Source organism: Falsiroseomonas oryzae, assembly GCF_027856955.1.
Classification (GTDB): Bacteria; Pseudomonadota; Alphaproteobacteria; order Acetobacterales; family Acetobacteraceae; genus Falsiroseomonas; species Falsiroseomonas oryzae.
In genome coordinates this window covers 1-22,311 of sequence record NZ_JAPSMD010000044.1, presented here as the reverse complement: position 1 = coordinate 22,311, position 22,311 = coordinate 1, and the positions used below count along the sequence as shown (strand labels likewise).

Below are 22,311 nucleotides of genomic sequence, written 5' to 3'. Positions count from 1 at the left end.
GCCGAAGGCCCGCGGCTGCGCCTGGCGGAGGCCGACCGCGGCCCGATCACCGCCGTGGTGGCGGCGACCGGCACGGTGAACCCGGTGCTGTCGGTGCAGGTGGGCAGCCAGCTCTCCGGCCAGATCCGCGAGCTCTTCGCCGACTTCAACACGCGGGTCACCGCCGGCCAGGCCGTGGCGCGGCTGGACACCCGCACGATCGAGGCGCGGCAGGCCGCCGCCCAGGCCGACCTGCAATCCGCCGCCGCCGCCGTGCTGGTGGCGCGCGCCCAGGCCGAGAAGGCCGACGCCGATCTCGGCTCCGCCCGTGCCCAGCTCCTGTCAGCCCGCGCCCGGCTGGAGAGCGCGGAGGCGCAGGCGCGCGACGCGGAGGCAGAGCTGCGCCGCGCCGTCGAGCTGCGCAACCGCGGCGTGAACGCGGAACGCGACCTGTCGCGCGCACAGTTCGTGGCCGAGCGCATGCGTGCCGACGTCGCCGCTGCCCGCGCCTCCATTGCCCAGCAGGAGGCGATGCTGACGGGCGCCGAGGCGACGCTGCGCACCAGCCATGCGCAGGTCGCCGCGGCGGAGGCGGCTCAGGCCCAGCGCGCGGCGCAGCTTCAGCAGGTCGAGGTGGACCTGGCCAATGCGACGATCCGCGCGCCGATCGACGGCGTCGTCGTCTCCCGCAACATCGACATCGGGCAGACCGTCGCGGCCAGCCTGCAATCGCCGATCCTGTTCCAGATCGCGGCCAGCCTGGACGAGATGGAGGTCTGGGCGACGGTGGACGAGAGCGACATCGGCCGCATCCGCGCCGGGCAGGAGGTGGGCTTCACCGTCGCCGCGCATCCCGGGGTGAACCTGCGCGGTACGGTGAAGGAGATCCGCCTGGCGCCGACCACCGTGCAGAACGTCGTGACCTACACGGTCGTGGTGAGCGCGCCGAACCATGGCGGCCGCATGCTGCCGGGCATGACCGCGACGCTGCGCATCGTGACGGACCAGCGGCAGAACGTGGTGCGCGTGCCGAACGCCGCGCTGCGGTGGCGCCCGGCCGGCGGCGGGGAGGGCGCGACGCAGCCGCAGGGCAGCGGCCCGATCGAGCAGGCGCTGCGCGAGTTGACCGACCTGACGCCGACCCAGCGCGCCGAGATCACCGCGGCCCAGGCGGAGCTGCGGGAACGCCTGGCCGCCCTGCCCTCGGACGCGGAGGCGCGACGCCAGCAGGCGCAGGCCGCGCGCCAGCGCCTGATCGCGCGCTTCAACGCGGTGCTGACGCCGGAGCAGCGCGCGAGGCTGGCGGAGCTCCGCTCCGGCGCGCGGGACCGCGGCGCGCCCGGTACGGTCTGGGTGGCCGATGCGGAGGGTGCGGCGCCCCGCGCCGTGGCGGTGCGTACCGGCCTGACCGATGGATCGCTGACCGAGATCGTCGGCGGGCTGGAGGAAGGCCTGCGGGTGGTGGTCGGTACGGAACGCGCCGCGGCAAGCCGGCAGGCGGCGGCGCCCGGCAGCGGGCCGCGGCCCTTCTGATGGCGGCGCTGATCGAGACTGCGGGCCTGACCCGCCTCTACCCCGCCGGCGAGGGCGTGGTGGCGGCGCTGCAGGATGTGGACCTGGCCATCGAGCCGGGCGCCTTCGTCGCGGCGATGGGTCCCTCGGGCTCGGGCAAGTCCACCTTCCTGAACCTGATCGGCTGCCTGGATCGCCCGTCGCGCGGCACCTACCGCCTGATGGGCGAGGACACCGGCACGCTCTCGCCCGACCGGCTGGCGGAGCTGCGGTCCCGCCGGCTCGGCTTCGTGTTCCAGTCCTTCAACCTGCTGCCGCGCGTGGATGCGCTGTCCAACGTGGAGCTGCCGATGATCTATCGCGGCCTCGGCCGGCGGCTGCGGCGCGACCGCGCGGCGGAGGCGCTGCGCCTCGTCGGGCTGGGCGACCGCATGCACCACCGGCCGACGCAGCTCTCCGGTGGGCAGCAGCAGCGCGTGGCGATCGCGCGCGCGCTGGTGAACGGGCCGGACCTGCTGCTGGCCGACGAGCCGACCGGCGCGCTGGACAGCCGCACCGGCCTCGAGATCATGGCGCTGTTCCAGGAGCTGAACCGGGCCGGCGTGGCGGTGCTGATGGTCACCCACGATGCCGAGGTGGCCGAGTTCGCCGGCCGCATACTCCGCTTCCGCGACGGGCGGCTGGTCTCCGACACGCGCCATGCGCCGCGCGACGCCGCGCAGGCGCTGCTGGACGATGCTCCGACGGAGAGGGCGGCGTGAACGAGCTGCGCCGCGACCTGGCTGCGGAGCAGCCCGTCACGCCGGTGGCGCGGCCGCGCGTCTCCGCCGTGCTGCCGCCGCTGCCGCCCACGAAGCCGGGCATGGACCTGCTGGAGGCGCTGCGCGGTGCGCTGGGGGCGCTGGCGGCGAACAAGCTGCGCGCCATGCTGACCGCGCTCGGCATCTTCATCGGCGTCGCGGCGGTGATCGCCACGGTCGCCGTGGGTGCGGGCGCGCGCGAACAGGTGCTGCGGCAGATCCAGGCGCTGGGCGCCAACGTGATCGTCGTCTGGGGCGGCAGCGTGAACATGGGCGGCGTGCGGCTGGGTGCGGGGCAGCGGCAGAACCTGACCTGGGACGACGCCCGCGCGATCGAGCGCGAGATCGGCGCGGTGCAGGCGGCATCGGGCAACATCCGCAGCCAGCAGCAGGTGATCGCCGGCAACCAGAACTGGGCGACCGCCGTGCAGGGCAGCGACCCCGAGATCTTCACGGTGCATGACTGGCCCGCCGAGCGCGGCCGGCTGTTCACGCCGGAGGAAGCGGCGGGCGGGCGCAAGGTGGCGCTGCTGGGCGCGACGGTCGCCGAGATGCTGTTCGGCGACGCCGACCCGGTGGGCCAGGAGATCCGCATCCGCACCACGCCCTTCGAGGTGATCGGCGTGCTGTCCCGCAAGGGCCAGAACGCGCAGGGCCAGGACCTGGATGATGCGGTGTTCATCCCGTTCTGGACCGCGCGGCGCTCCATCATGGGCGCCAGCCGCACCTGGTTCCGCTCGGTCAACTGGATCGCCGTGCGCGTGCACGAGGGCGAGGACATGCGCGCCGCCGAGGAGGAACTGCGCACCCTGTTCCGCCAGCGCCACCGCGTGGCGGCGAACGAGCCAGACACCGTCGGCATCCGCAACATGGCGGAGGTGGCGGCCACGAAGGACGCCTCGGCGCGCACGCTGTCCGTGCTGCTCGCCGCGGTCGCCGGCGTGTCGCTGCTGGTGGGCGGCATCGGCGTGATGAACATCATGCTGGTCAGCGTGACCGAGCGCACGCGGGAGATCGGGCTGCGCCTGGCGGTGGGCGCGCGGCGCCGCGACATCCTCTCCCAGTTCCTGCTGGAAGCGGTGATGCTGGCGGTGCTCGGCGGGCTGGCCGGCGTGGCGGCCGGGGTGGGCGTCTCGCACCTCATGTCCGGGATCGCGGGATGGCCGGTGCTGGTGCAGTGGGATGCGGTGGCGCTGGCCGTCGGCGTCTCCGGCCTCACGGGATTGTTCTTCGGCTTCTGGCCGGCGCGCCGCGCCGCCATGCTGGACCCGATCCAGGCGCTGCGCAGCGAGTAGGCCGGAGCTATAGCGGGCCTGTCAGCCGCACGACGGATAAGGCATAGCTGGTCCGCTTTCCCCGTGCCCGCGATTGCGCGATATGGGCGGGTCACGGCGGCGGCGACCGCCGGAACGGGAGGACACGAGCGATGACGATCCGGCGGCGCGCGACATTGGCCCTGCCCCTGCTGGCGGCGCCCGGCCTGATTGTACCCCGCCCGACCCGCGCGCAGGCGCCGGAGCCCTTCCCGACCCGCGCGGTGCGTATCGTCGTGTCCTTCACCGCCGGTGGCACGACGGACATCATCGCCCGCCTGGTCGGCGCCCAGCTCTCCGAGCGGTGGGGCCAGCCGGTGGTGATCGACAACCGCCCCGGCGCCGGCGGCAACATCGGCACGCACCACGTCGTGCAATCCGCGCCGGACGGCTACACGCTGCTGGTCGGCTCGGTCGGGCCGCTGGCGGTGAACGTCTCGCTGTACCGCAACATGCCCTACGATCCGCGGCGCGACCTGGCGCCGATCACGCTGCTGGCCGGGGTGCCGAACGTGCTGATCGTGCGGCCCGACTTCGCCGCGCGCAACGTGGCGGAGCTGGTGGCGGAAGCGAAGCGGCGCCCGGGGCAGCTCTCCTACGCCTCCACCGGCGCCGGCACGTCGTCCCACCTCTCGGGCGTCATGCTGGACCGCATGGCGGGCATCGAGACGGTGCACATCCCGTATCGCGGCGCCGTGGCGCTGAACGACATGCTGGCCGGGCGCGTGCAGTTCATGTTCGCGACCATCCCCTCCGTCATCGAGCAGATCCGCAACGGCCAGTTCCGCGCCATCGCGGTGTCCAGCACGGAGCGCTCGCGCTCGTTGCCCGAGGTGCCGACCATGGTGGAGCTGGGCTATCCGGAGTTCGACGCTTCCTCCTGGTTCGGCATGGTCGCGCCGGCGCGCACGCCGCCCGCCATCATCGAGAAGATCGCGGCCGACACCCACGCGGTCCTGCGCGACCCGCGGATCGAGCGGCAGATGATCGAGCAGGGCGCCGACCCGGTGGGGCGGGGGCCGGCGCATTTCGCCGCCTTCATCGCGCGGGAGGTGGACCGCTGGTCCGCCATCGTCCGTGCCGCGAACGCCACGGCGGATTGATCGCGCGGCCGGCTTGCGCGACACCTGACGCCAGGAAGGAGACCAGACCATGCCCGAGAGCGCCGCGGACCGGTTCCGCATCCCCTCGCTCCGCGACCGCGTGAGCCCCGAGGAATGGCAGGCCCGCGTGGACCTCGCAGCCTGCTACCGGCTGATGGAGATCTACGGCATGGCCGACATGGGGGCGAACCACGTCTCCCTCGCCGTGCCGGGGGAGGAAGGCGCCTTCCTCATCAACTCCTACGGCATGCTGTACGAGGAGATCACCGCCTCCTCGCTGCAGAAGATCGACGTGCACGGCAACGTGCTGATGAAGCCCGAATTCCCGGACGGGCTGAACTATGGCGTGAACCGCGCGGGCTTCGTCATCCACGGCGCGATCCACCAGGCCAAGCCGGAGATCAAGTGCGTGATCCATACGCACACCTGGCCGGGCATGGCGGTGTCCTCGCTGGAATGCGGGCTGCTGCCGATGAACCAGACGGCGATGCGCTTCGCGAAGATCGGCTACCACGACTACGAGGGCGTGGTGCTGGACCTCTCCATGCAGGAGAAGCTGGTGCGCGACCTTGGCGACTTTCCGGCGCTGATCCTCCGCAACCACGGCCTGCTGACGGTCGGCCGCACCATCGGCGAGGCGTTCAACTGGATGCATCGCCTGGAGCTGTCCTGCAAGGCGCAGCTGGCCGCGCAGGCAACGGGCCAGAAGATCATCGAGGTGCCGCCGAAGGTGGTCGAGGAGACCTGGAACAACTACCAGCCCGGCACGCGGCGTCCCTATGGCGTCATGGAATGGCCGGCGCTGCTCCGCAAGCTGGACCGCTTCGACCCGAGCTTCCGGGACTGATCGTCGATCAGTTCCCGAACAGGCGCTGCAGCCGCAGCATCATCTCGGGCAGGGACAGGCCCTGCTGCGCCGCTGCGGCGGGCGCGCTGCCTTCCGGGATGCGGGCGCGGTAGCGGGCCAGCGCGTCGCGCGTCCGCTCCAGCCGCAGTTCCACCGGCTCGGCGCTGCCGGTGCCGAAGCCGACGATGCGCACCAGGGCGGTCGCGGCCGCCGGCAACTCCTCCGCGGCGCGGGCGGCATCCTCGGGCCTCGGCGCGCAGACCAGGTTGCGCGCCTCCAGCGTGCAGGGGAATTCGAAGTAGCGGTTGGGCGGGAAGCGCAGCTGTGCCGTGCCGGTCAGGGCCAGCAGGCCGCGCCCGGCGCCTTCCAGCGACAGGTCGCGCGCCGTCACCACCGGGACCAGGCGTCCGCCGCGGTCCTGCACCTCCAGCAGCAGGGAGGAACCGCTCGCTCCCTGGGCGCGCTCCACCGGATCGCGGTGGCGCAGTTGGCAATCGGCGCGGTCCGTCATGCGGTCGGCGACGCAGGACAGGCGCCATGACCCGATCTCCTCGGGTGGCACGGCGGACGGCGTGGTGGTCTGCGCGGCGGCGGTGCTGCCGAGCGCGAAGGCCGCCAGGGCGGCAAGGGCGTTGGCGCGGATCGTCATGCCGGGGAAGATAGGGTGGTGAGGGAGGCGGTTCCATGACGACCGTGCGGTTTGCCGATGGGGCGGAGGTGCCTGCGCTGGGCCAGGGCACCTGGCGTATGGGAGAGCGCGGCGACCGCCGGGCGGAGACGGCAGCGCTGCGGCTCGGCCTCGACCTCGGCATGACGCTGATCGACACGGCGGAGATGTATGGGGAGGGCGGCGCCGAGGAGGTGGTGGCGGAAGCCATCGCCGGCCGGCGCGACGCGGTCTTCCTGGTCTCCAAGGTCTATCCGCACAATGCCTCGCGCACGAAGCTGCCGCGCGCGCTTGATGCTTCGCTGAAGCGGCTGAAGGTGGAGCGGCTGGACCTGTATCTGCTGCACTGGCGCGGCAGCGTGCCGCTGGCCGAGACGGTGGAGGCGATGGAGCGCGCGAAGGCAGATGGCAAGATCGCGCGCTGGGGCGTGAGCAACCTCGACGTGGACGACCTGGAGGAGATCGGCCCGGCGCTGCGGGACTGCGCCACCGACCAGGTGCTGTGGAACCTGGAGGCACGCGGCGTGGAGTTCGACCTGCTGCCCTTCTGCGCCAAGCGGAGCATGCCGGTGATGGCCTATTCGCCGATCGGCCAGGGCGGCCCGCTGCTGCGGAACCGCGCGCTGGCGGCCGTGGCGGCGCGGCACGGCGTGACGCCCGCACAAGTGGCGCTGGCCTTCGTGCTGCGCCGGCCTGGCGTCATCGCCATCCCGAAGGCGACGGATCCCGCGCATGTCCGGCAGAACGCCGCGGCGCGCGACCTGGCGCTGACGGAGCAGGACGTGAAGGAGCTTGACGCCGCCTTCCCCCCGCCGAAGCGGAAGCGGCCGCTGGAAATGATCTGATACTGCCGCGCGGGGCCTGTGCGCAGACGAAGCCGGGCCGGCGCGATGCTCGGCCGTAAGACGTCCACGCGCCACGAGGGCCGCAACACGCGCTGCTTGTGATCGTCGCCACGGCGCTGGACATACGGCGGACGTTCGGCCGCAAGCTCTGCTGCGCCATGCACGACACCTCCTTGACCCTTCATGCCCGGCACGGCGGAGCATGAGGGATCAGGCGATGACGACGATCTCCGTCGCGTCGAGGCCGACGGCACCGCCCGCAATACCCGGGAAATGCGCCAGCGCCACCGCCTGCGCATCGCCAGCGCCGTCGGGATCCCACCAGAGCACCCGCGCATCCTTCTCCCAGATGAACTGCCCGGTGCCCGACGCGGCCGCGCGACCGGTCGTGTTCGCGACGAAGGGTGCGGCCTCGTCCTCCTCCAGTCCACCGCCGAACCCGGCCGCCGAGACCTCGATCACGTCCTCCGCCGCCGCGTAGAGCCGGATGCGGTCACCTCCCTCGTCAGGTGAGAGGAACCGGAAGACGTCCGCCCCCGCCGATCCGTGCATCGTGTCCGCGCCGTTCCCCCCGACCAGGGTGTCGTCGCCCACCCATCCCCGCAAGCTGTCGTCACCCTCGCCACCGAGGAGCAGGTCGCTGCCGAAACTGGCCCGCAACAGGTCGGCGCCTCCCCCGCCGGACAGGCTGTCGTTGCCGAGCCCGCCGACCAGGTCGTCCGACCCGCCGCCCCCTTCCAGGACGTCGTCTCCGCCCCGGCCCAGCAGCAGATCAGCGCCATCGCCGCCGACGACCGTCTCCGATCGCCCCGTTCCCGCCACCGTTTCCTTCAGGTCGAGGACCGTGATCGCCAGCGGCTTCGACGCCTCGAGCACGCCATCCGACACGGCCACGGTGAGGTCGTAGACGTTGTCGGCGCCGGCATCGGCGGGGCGCTCGAAATCCGCGCTGGCGCGGAAGGACAGCGCACCCGAGGTCCCGTCGATGACGAACAGATCCGCGTCGTCGCCGCCGACAATGGCGTAGGACAGCGGATCACCATCGACATCTTCAGCAGCAATGACCGCAATCGTGGTGCCGTTCTCCGCGATCTCGAACCGCGCGGTCCCGCTGCCAGCGTCCGGCAGGATCACCGGCGCGTCGTTGACCGGCCGGATCAGCAGCATCGCCGTGCGCAGCACCTCCGCCGTGCCGTCGAAGGCAGCGATCTCGAGCGGTACCGTGCCGTGGAAGTCCTCGGGCGGCGTTCCGGCGAGCGTGCGCGTCGCCCGATCGTACGCCAGCCAGGGCGGCAACGGCGCACCGCCGGGAGCGCGGAACTCGACCAGCACCGCGTCGCCATCGGCATCGGTCACGAAGCTGGCCGGGAAGGCCAGCGAGAACGGCGTGTCCTCGTCCCCTGTCAGCACCGGCGGAACTGCGATCACCGGCAGGTCGTTGCGCGCCTCGACCGTGATCGAGACCCGGGCCGTGTCCACCATGCCGGTCGAGTCCCGGAGCTCATACTCGAACCAGGCCTCGCCGTTGAAGGCGGGCGGCGGGGTGAACACGAGTTGGCCATCGTCGAGCAGCTCGACCGCGATGTTCTGGCTGCCGAGGATGCGCGTGAGGACGATCGCCTGCCGGTCCACGTCGAAGTCGTTGTCGGTCAGCGCCGTGACGAAGGTCGTGAAGACCTGATCCTCCGCCAGCGTCAGCTCGTCGTCCACCGCGGTCGGCGCATCGTTGACCGGCAGCACCTCCACGGTGACCGTGGTCGGCACCTCGAAACCGGTCTCGTTGGTCAACGCGTAGCGCAGCGTCAGCGTGCCGAAGAAGTCATCCGCCGGCGCAATGCGGTACAGCCCGTTGTCGAGCAGCGTGACGCCCGGCCCCGTCAGGCCGAGGAAGCGGACATCCGAGCCGACCGGGATGTCGTCATTCGCCATGAGGACAGCCGGGTCGATGTCGATGAAGCCGTCCTCGAGCACTTCGAAGCCGGCGTCCGAGACCGCCACCGGCACCTCGAACTCGGGGAAGACCAGAACCGAGACATAGCCGGTGCTGGTCGCGCCGAGCTCGTCGGTGACGCGGTAGTGGAAGCCGCCGTCGCCGAAGTAGCCTGCGCGGCCCAGGAACACCGCCGTGTCGCCGTCCCGCGCGACGGTGCCGTTGTCGCCGTCGAACACGTCCACGATGCGGAAGGCGTTGCCCTCGACATCGCGGTCGTTGAACAGCATCGCGGCGAAGTCGATGACGAGCGGCGTGTCCTGGTCGCCGAAGAAGGGCCCGTCGGGGTTCGCGATCGGGGCGTCGTTCACCGCCTCGATGTCGAAGCGGATCCGGCCCGCCGCGGTCAGCCGGCCGTCCGTGATCACGTACTGGAATTCGCGTGGGCCGCTGATGTTCTCGTCGGGGACGAACTGGTAGCGGTTGTCAGGCAGCTCGAGGATCCGCGCATCGGCGATCGAGGACTGGATCGAGACGAAGCGGATCGCGTCGCCGTCCCTGTCGCTGTCGTTGGCGAGCAGGTCGGCGATGGTGAACTCGAAGGGCGTGTCCTCGACCGTCGCGAAGATGTCGGTCGCCGCCGTCGGCTTTCGGTTGGTGCTTCTGACCAGCACCTCGACGAGTCCCTGGCTGGTGCCGTGCCGGTCGTCGGTGACTTCGTAACGGAAGCCGGCGAGGCCGTCGAAGTCGCGGGTGGGCACGAAGGTGATCTGCCCATCGGCGAAGTCCACGGTGCCGTTGGCCGGCTCCAGGACGCCGAGGAACCGCAACGGGTCGCCATCCACGTCGCTGTCATTGGCGAGAAGCTGCGCCGGCGAGATCACCAGCACGCCATCTTCCGCCATGTCGAAGGAGTCGGTAGCAGCGAGCGGCGGATCGAGAAGCGAGAGCACCTCCAGCGTCAGCGGCGCCTGCGTCGGCCCCTCGCGGTCGTCCGTGAGCGTGTAGAACAGCGCCTCGGTCCCCGCGAAGCCGGCCTCGGGCGTGTAGGTGACGCTGGCGCCGGCATTGCCGTCGAAGGCGATGGTGTCGATCGCTTCGCGGGTCGTGGTGCCGTCGCTGCTGGCGAAGCGGATGGACAGGCTCGCAAGCAGGTCGAGCGGAACCGTAGCGGCGATGCTGCCTGTCGCGACGTCCAGCGTCATCCAGCCGGGCAGCGGCGAGCCATCGGCCAAGGTCGCGCTCCAGCTGCCGCCCGGCACCGGCTCCAGCCCGTCGGGCGGCGCGATCACCACGGAGGCGAGCGCCACCTCGATGCGGCCATGGCCGGGCGTTCCGATCGCCAGCACCCGCAGCGGGTCGCCGTCGTCATCCCGGTCGTTGTCAAGCAGGGTCGAGACGCGGAAGCTCACGGCGCCGCCCTCGAACAGCTCGAAGCGGTCGGCCTCGCCGCTCGGCGCCTCCCGCTGCGGCGCGACGTTGAAGACGATGATCGCCGGTTCGGCCGACTGCCCCCCCTTCTCGTCGTTTGCGGCGTAGGTGAAGGCGACGGAGCCGTTGAAGTCCGCCGGCGTGGTCAGGTCGATGCGCTCGGGCTGGCTGGACACCGCGAAGCCGTGGGCGTCGTCCTCGACGAGGAAGGTCTCGTCCACGACGGCCTCGGTCAGGATCCACATCGGCGGCAGGCCCGGCCCTTCGACGGCAAGCCGCACGGGAACCGCGCCGACATGCTGGGACGGCGGCATGCCGGCGAAGCTCAGCGTGTTCGGATCGAAGCTCAGCCAACTGTCGAGCGGCGCGCCGCTCTCCCGCGTGGCCACCAGCGACGTCGCCGCGGAGAGGTCGATGCCGAACAGGCCCTGGGCCCCGAGCAGCGGATTGCCGGCGAGGATCGCATTGATGGCCGGATCGAGCGGCAGGGCGGGATCGATCAGGAACTCGATCGTGAAGCCGCGCTCGGTCGCGCGATAGGTGTTCTCCGGAAGCTCGGCGAAGGCGCCGGGCGTGAAGGTGACCTGGACACGGACAGGATCCGCGTCCGCATCCGGCTCGAATCCGGTTCGGAAGAAGCTACGGGTCGCGGCATCGAAGCCCAGCCATTCGGGCAGGAGACGCCCGCCGACGCGGGTCGCCGCGAAGCTGCCCTCGGAGATGTCGAAGGTGGCCACTCCATCGGCGTCGCCGTCCAGCGTCCAGGCATAGGCCTCGCGCAAGGTGAAGCTGCCGAGCACGACCTCCGCGACCGAGACCCCGGCCAGGAGGTCAGATGCGTCGGCGGGGCCGAAGGCGAAGCGGAACGCGTGCACCGCGCCGTTCGACGGATCGGTGACGAAGACGGCGACATCCACCGGCGCGCTCACCTCGGCCGGCACCATGCCGCTGAATGTCAGCGTCACCGGATCGAAGGTCAGCCAGTCCGGCAGCGCCCGGTTGTTCCCGGCCTTCGCCTCCACCGTGTAGTCGGGCGACAGGAAGCGGGTGGGGAAGACGCCGAGCAGTTCGACGTCCTGGAAGAAGATCACGTCGCCATCGACGTCCAGATCGTTGCCGAAGGCCTCGGCGGGGATGACGTATTGCGGGCCGTCCTCCAGGCCGCGAACCAGGTCGTTGCGCAGCACCGGCCCGCTGTTGCGCGGCAGGATGGTGAGGTGGGCGACGGCCGTATCGGTCCCGCCGCGGCCGTCGCTGATCGTGTATTCGAAGCTTGCCGGGCCGTTGTAGTCGGGCCTGGCGGCGAACTCGATCATGCCGTCCGCATTGACGCGGACCTTGCCGTTGACGGCGAAGCGATAGACATCGACGAAGCTCAGCGGATCGCCGTCGGGATCGGTGTCGTTCGCGAGCAGCACAGCCGGATCGATGGTGACGATCTCGTCCTGCAGCAGCCGCAGGCCATAGTCGTTCCGCGCATCGGGCGGCAGGTTCTGCGGGCGAACGCGGATGCCGAAGGACAGCGTGGCTTCCGCGCCGCGTGCGTCGATGACATCGAAGGCGATGGAGGCGTCACCTAGCGCGAAGGGCGTGAAGGCGATCGTCCCGGCCGCCTCGTCGAACACTTCCGATCCGTTGTCGGAAGCGTTGCCGTCGGCAGCCAGGTGCAGGCCGACGAACTCCACGGCGTCGCCCTCAATGTCGTACACCTTCGCCATCAGCTGCGCGACGGTGAAGACCGTGGTCTCCTCGAGCTTGACCACCGCACGGCCGCTGGTGATCCGCGGCGCGTCGTTGACCGGCGCGAAGTAGATCTCCACGTCGGCGGTGCTGGTGGCGCCCGAGCCGTCGGCCAGGATGTAGCGGAAGCCGGCGAAGCCGAAGTGATCGGGCCGCGACAGGATCTCGATATACTGGCCATCGAGCTTCCAGGTCGCGTCCGTCGCCGCGCCGTCGTAGTCGTTCCGCTTGTAGGGGCGCAGCGCCTCGCCGGCCGCGTTGGTCAGCGGTTCGGCGCCGACGATGTGCAGCTCCTCCTGCTCGCTGTCGCCATCCACGTCGTAGTCGTTCGCGAGCAGGTTCTCGATCCGGATACGGAGCGGAACGTCCTCCAGGCCGTAGACGAGAGGATCGTCGACGGCGACCGGCGCGTCATTGACCCTGGCGATGTTCACCTCGACGCGCGCCGTCGATTCGCGGCCGAAGGGATCTCGCACGGTGTAGCTGAAGAAGGCGTCGCCATTGTGGTCCTGGTCGCCCAGGAACGCGATCATGCCGCCTTCCGCGATCCATACCGTGCCGAAGCGCGGCTGCTGGACCGAGACGAGCACCAGTTCCGCGATCCCCGCCTCCGCATCGTTGCGGATCAGTGCGGCGGGGTCGATCAGGGCGACCTCGTCCTCCACGGCCAGACGGAAGATGTCGTCCTGCGCGTTGAAGCGGCCGATCCGCAGCCGGTCCTCGATGTCGTCCCGATTCCAGGACGTGCCGTCGGCGAAGGTGATGAGCTCGATGCCGGTCGCCTGGCCGAGGAAGTGGCCCGCAACGGTGACCACATCGATCAGGAAGCCGTCATCCCGCTCGATCTCCACGAACAGGTCGTCGCCGAGCCGCAACAGCGACACGTCCTTCGCGGAGATGCCGGTGCCCAGCACCAGCCGGTCGATGTCGGCCGCATCGCCGGCCTCGGCGATCCGGTCCTCGGCGCTGTCGAAGCCGAACCGGTAGTCGTCAGAGCCGAGACCGCCCTGCAGCAGATCCGCCCCGAAGCGACCGTCGAACACCTCACTACCGGCCGAGCCGATGAAGGTGTCGTCGAAGACCGAGCCGACGAGCATCTCGACCGATGTCAGCTCGTCGCCCAGCGCCTCGCCGGCGAGACCCCGGCCGAGCGACAGGTCCACCACGACGGCTTCCTCGGCGCGCGCATAGTCGGCCACGTCGAAGCCGCCGCGGCCTGCGATGATGTCGGCGCCGCGGCTCCCGCGCAGGCGGTTGTCGCCGTCGTCGCCATGCAGCGTGTCAGCGTGGTAGCTGGCCTGGATGATCTCGATGCCACTCAGCGTGTCGCCTTCGGCGTCGCCGCCGCTGGCGGTACCGGCCGCGATGTCGATGGCGATGCCGCCCAGCGACAGCGTGTAGTCCGCAGTGTCGGTCCCATCGCCGCCGGCCAGGCTGTCTGCGCCCCGCCCCCCGGAGAGCTCGTCGTCCCCTCCGCCACCGAGCAGCGTGTCGTTCCCGCGGTCGCCCGAGAGGAGGTTGGCGTTGCCGTCCCCCTCGAGCCGGTCGTCGAAGGCAGTGCCGGCCAGGTTCTCGATGCCGCGCAGCGTATCGCCTTCGGCCCAGCCGCCGCTCGCGGTGCCTGCGGAGAGGGAGACCGCGACTGCCAGGTCGGAGAGGAAGTAGCTGGCGGCATCGTTGCCCTCGTCGCCGTCGAGCAGGTCGCCGCCGGCGCCACCGTCGAGCCGGTCGTTGCCGGCGCCTCCCGTCAGCGTGTCGCTGCCGGCGCGCCCTTCGAGCAGATCGTTGCCCTCGAGCCCGTCGAGCGCGTTGCCGCTGCCGTCGCCGCCCAGCGTGTCGTTGAAGGTCGTGCCGGACAGGGCCTCGATGCCCGAATACAGGTCGCCCTGGGCAAAGCCGCCCTGGCCGACCAGGGTCTGCAGGTCGGCGCGAACCCCGACATTCGAGCCGGCGAAGCGGACGAGGTCGAAGCCGTCGCCGCCGCGGATGTCGTCGCCGCCATCGCCGCCGTCGATCGTGTCGTCGCCGGTTCCGGCCTCGACGCGGTCATCGCCGGTCCCGGTCTCGATGAGGTCATCGCCGTCCCGGGCGACCACCCAGTCGTCCCGGCGATAGCCGCGAATCGTGTCGTCGCGCTCGTTGCCCTCAATGTAGTCGACCAGCGGCGTGCCCGACAGCTCGCCGCCGTAGTGGTCGGCCACGGTGGCATAGGCGAAGCCGACATCCTCCAGCCCCTCCGCATCGGCGATGCGGTACTCGATCGTCACCGGGCCCGTGAAGCCCGGCGTGAAACGGGCGACGAGGAACTGCTCCTCGCGGAAGGTCACGATCTCGAAGCTGCCGACCTCGACGCGATTTCCCTGCGCAAGCTCGACCGGGTCGAGGATCGCGTCGACGCCGACGAAGCTCGGTCGCGGCCGGTCCGGGTCGTCGAGATCGGCATCGCGCACGCCGTCGCCGTCGAGGTCCGCCTGTTCGATGTCGAAATCGTTGAAGACCAGGTCTGCGGCGCGGATCACCAGGGGAACGTCGAAGGGCGTCACGAAGCCTGGATCGTCCACTGCGGTCGGATCGTCGTTCGAAGGCACGATGACCAGGTCGATGAAGCCCTCGGCGGTGCCATCGACGTCGTCAGAGATGATGTAGACGAAGCCCGAGCTGAACGTCGCATCGACCATGGGCGAGAACAGGAAGTCGCCATTCGCGTCCAGCTCGATCGTGCCGTTGATCGGCCCGGCGGCCTCGCCGCCGAAGGTGAACACGTCGCCGAGACCGTTCAGCGGGCGCCAGCCGATCACCCGGATCGGATCGCCGTCGACGTCGGTGTCGTTGCCGAGGAGCGTCGTCAGGCGAAGCGTGACGGGGATATCCTCCGGCACCAGGAACTGGTCGGCAACGGCGACCGGCGCCTCGTTCGTGGTGCCTTCGAAGAACAGCGTGACGAGAGCGCCGTCCACCAGGCCTTCGGGGTCGGTGATCGAGTAGCCGAAGGTCGCCTCGCCCGAGAATCCCGGGTCGGGAGTGAAGATGATGGTGTCGCCGTCGAGGACGATGTCGCCATGGACAGCACCGGAGGCGTTCTCGAAGGTGACCGCGAAGCCTTCGACGTCGCTGTCGTTCTTCAGGAGCTCGATGATCGGGATCTCGATCGGGACATTCTCCGTCCCGCGCAGGATGTAGAGCGCCTCGTTCCAATAGTCGTCGTCGCGCGCGACCGGACGGTCGTTGACAGGCTGGTAGACGATGGTCGCGATGGCGGTGTCGCTGCCGCCCTGCCCGTCATCGATGCGGTACTGGAACCGCGCCTCGCCGTTGAAGTCCGCGCCAGGCTCGAACAGCACCGTCTGGTTGTCCAGCAGGCGGACGCTCCCTCCGATCGCCTGCCCCGCATCGGTGAGCACGAGCGCATCACCGTCGATATCGGTGTCGTTGGCCGTCAGGCGCGCCAGGCTGAGGACGATCGGATTGTCCTCGAGAATGAGGTCGCCTGCCTGGGTGCGTTCGAAGCGGTCCTCGTTCGCGATGGGCGCATCGTTGACGGGGCGTACGGTCACGGTGGCGGTGGCCAGATTCGAGACGGCGCCCGCCCCGTCGACGACTGCGTAGGTGAAGGTGCCGTCGCCGAAGAAGTCGTCGCGCGGCGTCACGACGATGTTCCCGGCGACATTGATCGACACGATGATGTCCGCCGAGGACTGGACCGCGTGCAGGGTCAGCGGGTCGCCATCGATGTCATCGTCATTCGCGATGAGGATCGCAGGATTGATGGTGATCGGCGTACCCTCGTCGGTCACCAGCCCGCGATCGTTGTCGGCAATTGGGGCGTCGTTGACCGGGGTGACGGTAAGATACACCGTCGCCTCCGCACGGCCGCCCTCGGGCGTGTTCGCGGCGTAGCTGAACTGCGCGTGGCCGACGCGGTTGGGGGCGGGCGTGAAGCCGACATTGCCGTCGCTGGACAGCGATACGATACCACCGACCGCGCCGAACACCTGTCCGACGATCATCCGGTCGCCGTCGATGTCGTTCGACAGCAGGCGTTCCACGCGGATGCTGGTGAAGTCGTCCTCCGCGACGAGGAACCCCAGATCGTCGCGCGCCTGCGCGACCGGCCGGACATTGACGTTGATGGCCGCCTCGGCGAAGGCGTTGCGGTCGTCCGTGACGCGGTAGGTGAAGGCCGTCGCGCCGGTGAAGCCCGCGTCCGGCGTGAAGACGATATTGCCCGAGGCGTCCAGCGTCGCGGAGCCGTGCGGGCTGCCATCCACCGCGACGATCCGCAGGCGGTCGTCGTCGGCGTCGAAGTCGTTTCGCAGCAGGTCGGCCGCGATCACGGTCAGCGCACTGCCGGTGACCACCGAGTAGTAGCCGTCGTCGCGGGCCACCACCGGATTGTTGTCGAGCAGCGCCAGCAGCGTCGCACGCGTCCAGGTGACTCCGTCCGCGAAGACATAGGTCTCGACGGAGCGCGCGTCGCCGGCCAACGCGTCGATGACGGTCAGGCTGTCAGCCGCATTCCCGGCGAAGCGAATGACGACGGTCTCGCTGCCGCGGAACAGCCGGCTGACCGTGGCATCGGCACTGGCCAGGCCGGCAAACTCGACGATGTCGGTCTCGCCGGCGGCGGTGCCGCTGTCCTCGACACGGTCATGTCCGTCACCGGCCGCGAAGATGAAGCGGTCCGCGCCGGCGAAGCCGGAGGCGAAGTCGGCGCCGCCAGAGAGATCGAACAGATCCGGTCCGTCGAAGCCATAGACGTTGTCGCTGCCCGGCCCCTCGATGTCCTGGATGGCCCGCGCGCGCATCGCCGTGCGGTCCCAGATGGTGCCGTCCGCGAAGTGCAGCACCAGGCTGGCGTCGGCGGCGGCGAACGCGCCGAGCGCCCCAATCAGCACGAGACGGTCTCCGTCATCCTCGAAGGCGATGACGAGATCGAGGCTGTCGGGTCCGGCCCGCACCGCCGAGACCACATCCCCGGCATCGTAGCCGGACAGCCGGAGGAGTCCGTCGCCCGTGCCGCGGGCATCGATGCGGTCGTCACCGTCACCGCGGACATAGACGTAGACGTCGTTCCCGCCGCCGCCGACGAGAAGATCGTCGCCTCGACCGCCGGCGAGCGTCTCGCTGGCCATACTGCCGAACACCACGTCGTCGCCGTCGCTGACCTGCGCATCGACGAGCAGGGCTGCGATGTCGGGCAGGGTGAGCACCGTGCCGTCGCTCGCCAGCACGATCTCCTCGATGCCGCGGCCATGTGCGTCGAGAGCGTCGGCGATGATGACCTGGTCGCTGCTGCCAATGAAGCCGATCGCGGCGTCGGTGCTGCCGCTGCCGAGCCGCGTGAAGACGAGATCGGTCGCGCCATAGCCCGAGATCACGAGCCGGTCCGACAGCGACGTCGCGTCGTCGCGGATGATGTCGCGGCCGTCCCCGGCGGCGAAGCGGTACTCGTCGGATCCGCCGCGGCCGGACAGGCGATCGTCCCCGAGGCCGCCGGTGAGTGTCTGCGGCGCGTCGTCGCCGAACAGCACGTCGTCGAGCGCGGAGGGCACGCGCAGCAGCAGGTCGGCGACGCTCCATTCCGTCCCGTTCGCGAAGCGCACGATCTCGATCCGCCCGGCGGCGAGCGCATTCTCGATCCGGACCCGGTCGCCGGTGCTGCCGATGCGCAGCACGATCGCGCTGCCATCGCTGCTCTGCACGACCCGTACGTCCTCGGGCAGGATCCCCGCGGCCAGTTCGAGCACGTCCGAGCCGCCGCCCTCGTCGATGATGCGGTCCTGATCGTCGCCCGGCGCGAAGCGGTAGATGTCGTCGCCCAGCCCACCTTCGAGCAGATCGACGCCTGGCCCGCCTGCAAGATCGTCGTCGCCACCCTTGCCGAGGAGGCGATCGTCGCCAGCCAAGCCGGTGAGCGTCTGCTGGCCGCCAGTACCGTGGATCACATCGTCGCCCGGAGTGCCGGCGAGCGCCATGGCGGCGAGCGTCGCGGCACTCCAGACCTCGCCACCGGCGAACCGGACCTCGCGGATTGCCATGGCCGGGTCGGCATCCCAGCCGAGGTCGATGCGGTCGCCTGTCCCGACCAGTTCGAGGACCACGGTGGCGAGCCCGCGCGCCACGCGCAGATCGGCGGGCGCGATGCCCTCGCCCAGCAACAGGACGTTGTCGCCCAGCCTGTCGTCGATCGCGTCCTGGCCGTCGCCGCGACGGAAGACGTAGGCATCCGCGCCGCCAGCGCCGCGCAGCAGGTCGTTGCCGGGACCGCCGGCGAGCGTGTCGTTCCCGCTGCCGCCAATGAGCTCGTCGTTGCCGCCGAGACCGTCGATCGTGTTGCCGGCGAGGATGGCGAGCACGTCGTCGCCGTCGCTCGCGGTCATGGCGCGTGCCAGCAGGGCAGCGCGGTCCCAGCTGGCGCCATCGGCGAACAGGATCGTCTCGATGGCGGTCGTCGGCGGATCGTCGGCTGCACCGACCAGGCGAAGGCGGGTCGTGCCGCCGGTCACTCGCAATTCGAGGTCGGCGCCGAGCTGGATGACGGAGATGTCCTCGGGCGCGATGCCGGCCGCGAACTCGACGCGGTCGATGCCGCCCGCATCGGTCAGGCTGTCGTGGCCGTCCTGCGCCCCGAAGATGTAGATGTCGTTCTCGCCCCCCCCGGCGAGCACGTCGTCGCCCGCGCCGCCCGAGAGGATGTCGGCGCCGGCGAACTGCGCATCGGCATCGCCGCCGGTGATCGTGTCGTTCCCCGGGCCGCCCGAGAGGATGTCGTTACCGGCGCCCCCGGTGATGCTGTCGTGCCCGGCCTCGCCGGCGATATGGTCGTCCCCGAAACCGCCGGAGAGAATGTCGCCATCCGCCCCGCCCGCCAGCGTGTCGCTTCCGCCGAAGCCCTGAATCGTGTCCGCACCACCATTGCCGAAGACGAGGTCGTGCAGCGCCTGGCCGAGGATCGTGTTTCCGTCCTCACCGTCGCGGATGGCCGAGGTGTCAAGCGCGAGTTCGACGCCGCCGAAATTCGCGGGGACAAGCGCGTTCGCATCGACCCCGAGCAGCCGCAGCACGGTGCGGCCGACGCCCAGCTCATTGTAGAGCACCACCTCGGCATCGGCGCCGGCCTGGCGAAGCTGCAGCCGCCCGCTGACGAAGGGATTGGGGGTGCTCGCGAAGAGGCGGATGATGTCGCCGCCGTCACCAGGGACGAAGTCGGCGATCACGTCGGCAGCGATCGCGTCATCGAGCGCGAAGGTCGGCAGGTAACGGTAGGTGTCCCGCCCCGCGCCACCGGCCAGGGAATCCGCGCTCGCGTCGGATGCGATGTCCCCGAAGATGTCGTCCCCGTTGCCACCGATCAGCGTGTCGGTGCCCAGCCCGCCGGTGATGAAATCCGACAGGGCGCTGCCGGTGATCAGGTTGTCGGCGGCATCGCCGTAGAGCACCTCGCCGTCCGTGCCGATGTCGGGCTGCACCCGCGCCTCGATCTCGGCGAGGGTCAGCGTCGTTCCGCTGGCGGCGATGTGGACCTGCTCGATCCGGCCGGCCTGGTCCGCGGCGAATGCGCCGGCCACGACGATGCGGTCGGCGCTGCCGGCGAAACGGATGGTGAGGTCGGCCCCGTCCGGTCCGGTCCTGCTGAAGCGCAGCGCCGCGGCGGCCCAGCCCTCGATGCGCAGCGTGTCCTCGGCGGCGTCGCCCTGGTCCCGGATGGTGTCGGCGCCGTCGCCGGCGACGAACACGTAGGCATCCCCGCCGGCGCCGCCCGTGATCGTGTCGTCGCCGGTGCCGCCGCGCAGCGTGTCGGCTCCCGCACCGCCGTCGAGGCTGTCAGCCTCGACACCGCCGTCAAGGCTGTCGAGGCCAGCGAGCGCCGTCAGCGTGTCCCTGCCGCCGAGTCCGACGAGCAGGTCCGCACCATCCGTGCCGGTATAGGCGTCGTCGTCAGGCGTCCCTGCGGTCGCACGACGCAGCAACTCGGCGGCGTCCCAGATCGTGCCGTCGGCGAAGGTCACTGCCTCGATGGGACCGGTCGCGGAGGCCGCAGTCGCGATCGTCAGGCGGTCCTCGGTGCCGGCCAGACGCAACTCCAGGCCGACGCCTAGCTTGCGGATCGCGATGTCTGAAGGGGCGACGCCGGGGCCGAAGGCGATGGTGTCCAGGCCCGCGCTGTCCTGGATCAGCTTCGCTCCGTCGCCGGGCGCGAAGCGGTAGGTGTCGTTGCCTGCATCTCCGGCGAGCGTGTCGGCGCCGCCACCGCCATCGAGCACGTCGTTGCCTGCGCCCCCGAGCAGCGAGTCGTGCCCGCTTCCGCCGAGGAGCGTGTCGTTGCCCCCGGAGCCCGTGAGCACGTCGTCCCCGGATCCGCCGGCGAGGCTGTCGTCGATCGCGGTGCCATAGATCGCGTCGGCGTCGTCGGTCGGGAGCTGGGAGGCAGCGACGAGGTCGGCAAAGGTCAGGATGCTGCCATCGGCGAAACGCAATTCCTCGATGACGGTCGGCGAGTCGCCGAGCGCCCGGACCAGCCGGATGCGGTCCTCGGTGCCGGCGAAGCGGATGACGAGGTCGAGGCCGGAGGTCGCCTGTACAGTGACGGCGCCGACGGCGAGCCCTTCGCCCAGTTGGATCGCATCGGCACCGAGGGGATCGGTGATGGCGTCCTGCCCGTCACCGGCCGCGAAGCGGTAGATGTCGTTGCCCGAGGCATCGCTGATCTGATCGGCGCCGGGTCCGCCTGCGATGTCGTCGTCGCCCGCACCGCCCACGATGGTGTCGTTGCCGGCGCCGCCGTCGATGGTGTCGTTGCCGCCGAGGGCATCGATCGAATCGTCGCCATCCGCGGCGGAGATCGCGTTGGAGGTTGCGGTGCCGGATATCATCTGGTCCGGCCCTGCGCCGCCGGCCGCCAGCGAGACGAGGTCGGCATGGCTCAGGATGGTGCCATCGGCCAGACGCAGCTGCTCGATCACCGCGCTGGCGCCGGACAGCACGCCGGCCAGGACGATCCGATCCTCGCCCCCGCCGATGCGCAGCACCAGGTCCGTGCCGCGCGCCTGGACGGCGAGATCGCCGGCGAGGATGCCTGCACCGAGCTCGACGGCGTCAGACCCTCCGGTGTCGGTCACGACGACGGTGCCCTGACCCGCGGCGAAGCGGAAGAGATCGACGCCGGACCCGCCAGCGAAGACGTCCGCTCCACCGCCGCCATCGAAGGTGTCGTTGCCCTCCCCACCCGCCAGACTGTCGGAGCCGGGCCCGCCGAGGAGGCTGTCATTGCCGCCGCGCCCGTCGACGGTATCGTCGCCGCCCGCAGCGTCGATGGTGTCGCCGAGGTCGCTGCCGGACAGCACCTGCCACGAATCGGTGCCGACATTGGCGCGCAGCACGAGATGCGCGGGGTTCCACAAAGTGCCGTCGTCGAACAGGACCTGTTCGATCGCGTTGGCGGCGCTGCCGAAGGCGCCGAGGAGCTCGATGCGGTCGTCCCCGGCACCGATGCGCAGAATGATATCGGTGGCAGCGCGGATGGTGACGGCGACGTCGCCGGGCACGATGCCGGGGGCGAAGATGATGCGGTCGTTGCCGCCGCGGTCGGTGACGCGGTCGTCGCCGTCGCCAGGCGCGAAGCTGTAGGTGTCGTCGCCCAGCGCGTCGGCGATGATGTCCTGGCCCGTACCGCCGGCCAGCAGGTCGTTCCCGGCGCCGCCGTCGAGCGTGTCGTTGCCGGAGTCGCCCAGCACCTGGTCGCCGCCCTCGCCACCCACCAGGCTGTCGGCGCCGGCGCCGCCGGCCAGCGTGTCGTTGCCGCCAAGGCCCGACAGCGTGTCGGGCCCGGCGTCGCCGTCCAGCGGCTCGGATGCAGCACCGCCGACGAGGAGCGTGCCAGGCTCGATGGCGGCGAGGGCGAGGAGCTCGGCATGGCTGAGCGTGCTGCCATCGGCGAAGCGCAGCGTCTCGATGCGGTTGTCGGCGTTGGTGATCGTGCCGGCGATGCGGATCGTGTCCTCGCTGCCGACGAAGCTCACGATCAGGTCGTTGTCCGTGGCCCGCACCCGCAGGTCGGCGCGGCTGATCCCGGGGCCGAACTCCAGCACATCCGCCGCCGACTGGTTCGACCAGCCATTGTCCGAAACCACGTCCTGGCCGAAGC

General features: G+C 70.6%; 8 protein-coding genes. 6 read left to right on the top strand and 2 right to left on the bottom strand.

Annotated features, from left to right (window positions below):
• The 5 genes from OZN99_RS07245 to OZN99_RS07225 form a co-directional block, all read left to right on the top strand.
• Positions 1 to 1,512: efflux RND transporter periplasmic adaptor subunit (locus tag OZN99_RS07245; protein WP_270934530.1), on the top strand; the 1,512-nt coding region annotated here is incomplete at its 5' end.
• Positions 1,512 to 2,252 (top strand): ABC transporter ATP-binding protein, encoded by a 741-nt coding sequence (locus tag OZN99_RS07240; protein ID WP_270934529.1) that lies wholly within the window; start codon positions 1,512 to 1,514, stop codon positions 2,250 to 2,252. The genes OZN99_RS07245 and OZN99_RS07240, both read left to right, overlap by 1 nt.
• On the top strand, positions 2,249 to 3,586 hold the full coding sequence (locus OZN99_RS07235) for an ABC transporter permease (protein ID WP_270934528.1): 1,338 nt from the start codon (positions 2,249 to 2,251) through the stop codon (positions 3,584 to 3,586). Before OZN99_RS07240 ends, OZN99_RS07235 begins: the two co-directional genes overlap by 4 nt.
• 131 nt (positions 3,587 to 3,717) lie before the next feature.
• Positions 3,718 to 4,707, top strand: a complete 990-nt coding sequence (locus tag OZN99_RS07230; protein WP_270934527.1) for a Bug family tripartite tricarboxylate transporter substrate binding protein — start codon at positions 3,718 to 3,720, stop codon at positions 4,705 to 4,707.
• Positions 4,708 to 4,756: 49 nt separating this feature from the next.
• Positions 4,757 to 5,554 carry a class II aldolase/adducin family protein gene (locus tag OZN99_RS07225; protein WP_270934526.1) on the top strand — a complete coding sequence of 266 codons (798 nt, stop codon included), beginning with the start codon at positions 4,757 to 4,759 and terminating at the stop codon, positions 5,552 to 5,554.
• Between the two features lie 7 nt (positions 5,555 to 5,561).
• Here OZN99_RS07225 and OZN99_RS07220 read toward each other — a convergent pair whose 3' ends face one another.
• Positions 5,562 to 6,203 (bottom strand): hypothetical protein, encoded by a 642-nt coding sequence (locus OZN99_RS07220; protein ID WP_270934525.1) that lies wholly within the window; start codon positions 6,201 to 6,203, stop codon positions 5,562 to 5,564.
• Positions 6,204 to 6,238: 35 nt separating this feature from the next.
• Here OZN99_RS07220 and OZN99_RS07215 point away from each other — a divergent pair, with 35 nt between their 5' ends.
• On the top strand, positions 6,239 to 7,066 hold the full coding sequence (locus OZN99_RS07215; RefSeq protein WP_270934524.1) for an aldo/keto reductase: 828 nt from the start codon (positions 6,239 to 6,241) through the stop codon (positions 7,064 to 7,066).
• A gap of 210 nt (positions 7,067 to 7,276) precedes the next feature.
• On the opposite strand, the gene OZN99_RS07210 is transcribed toward OZN99_RS07215, so the two are convergent.
• Entirely contained in the window at positions 7,277 to 22,297 is a 15,021-nt protein-coding gene (locus OZN99_RS07210; RefSeq protein ID WP_270934523.1) for a tandem-95 repeat protein, read from the bottom strand.
• Positions 22,298 to 22,311 lie beyond the last annotated feature (14 nt).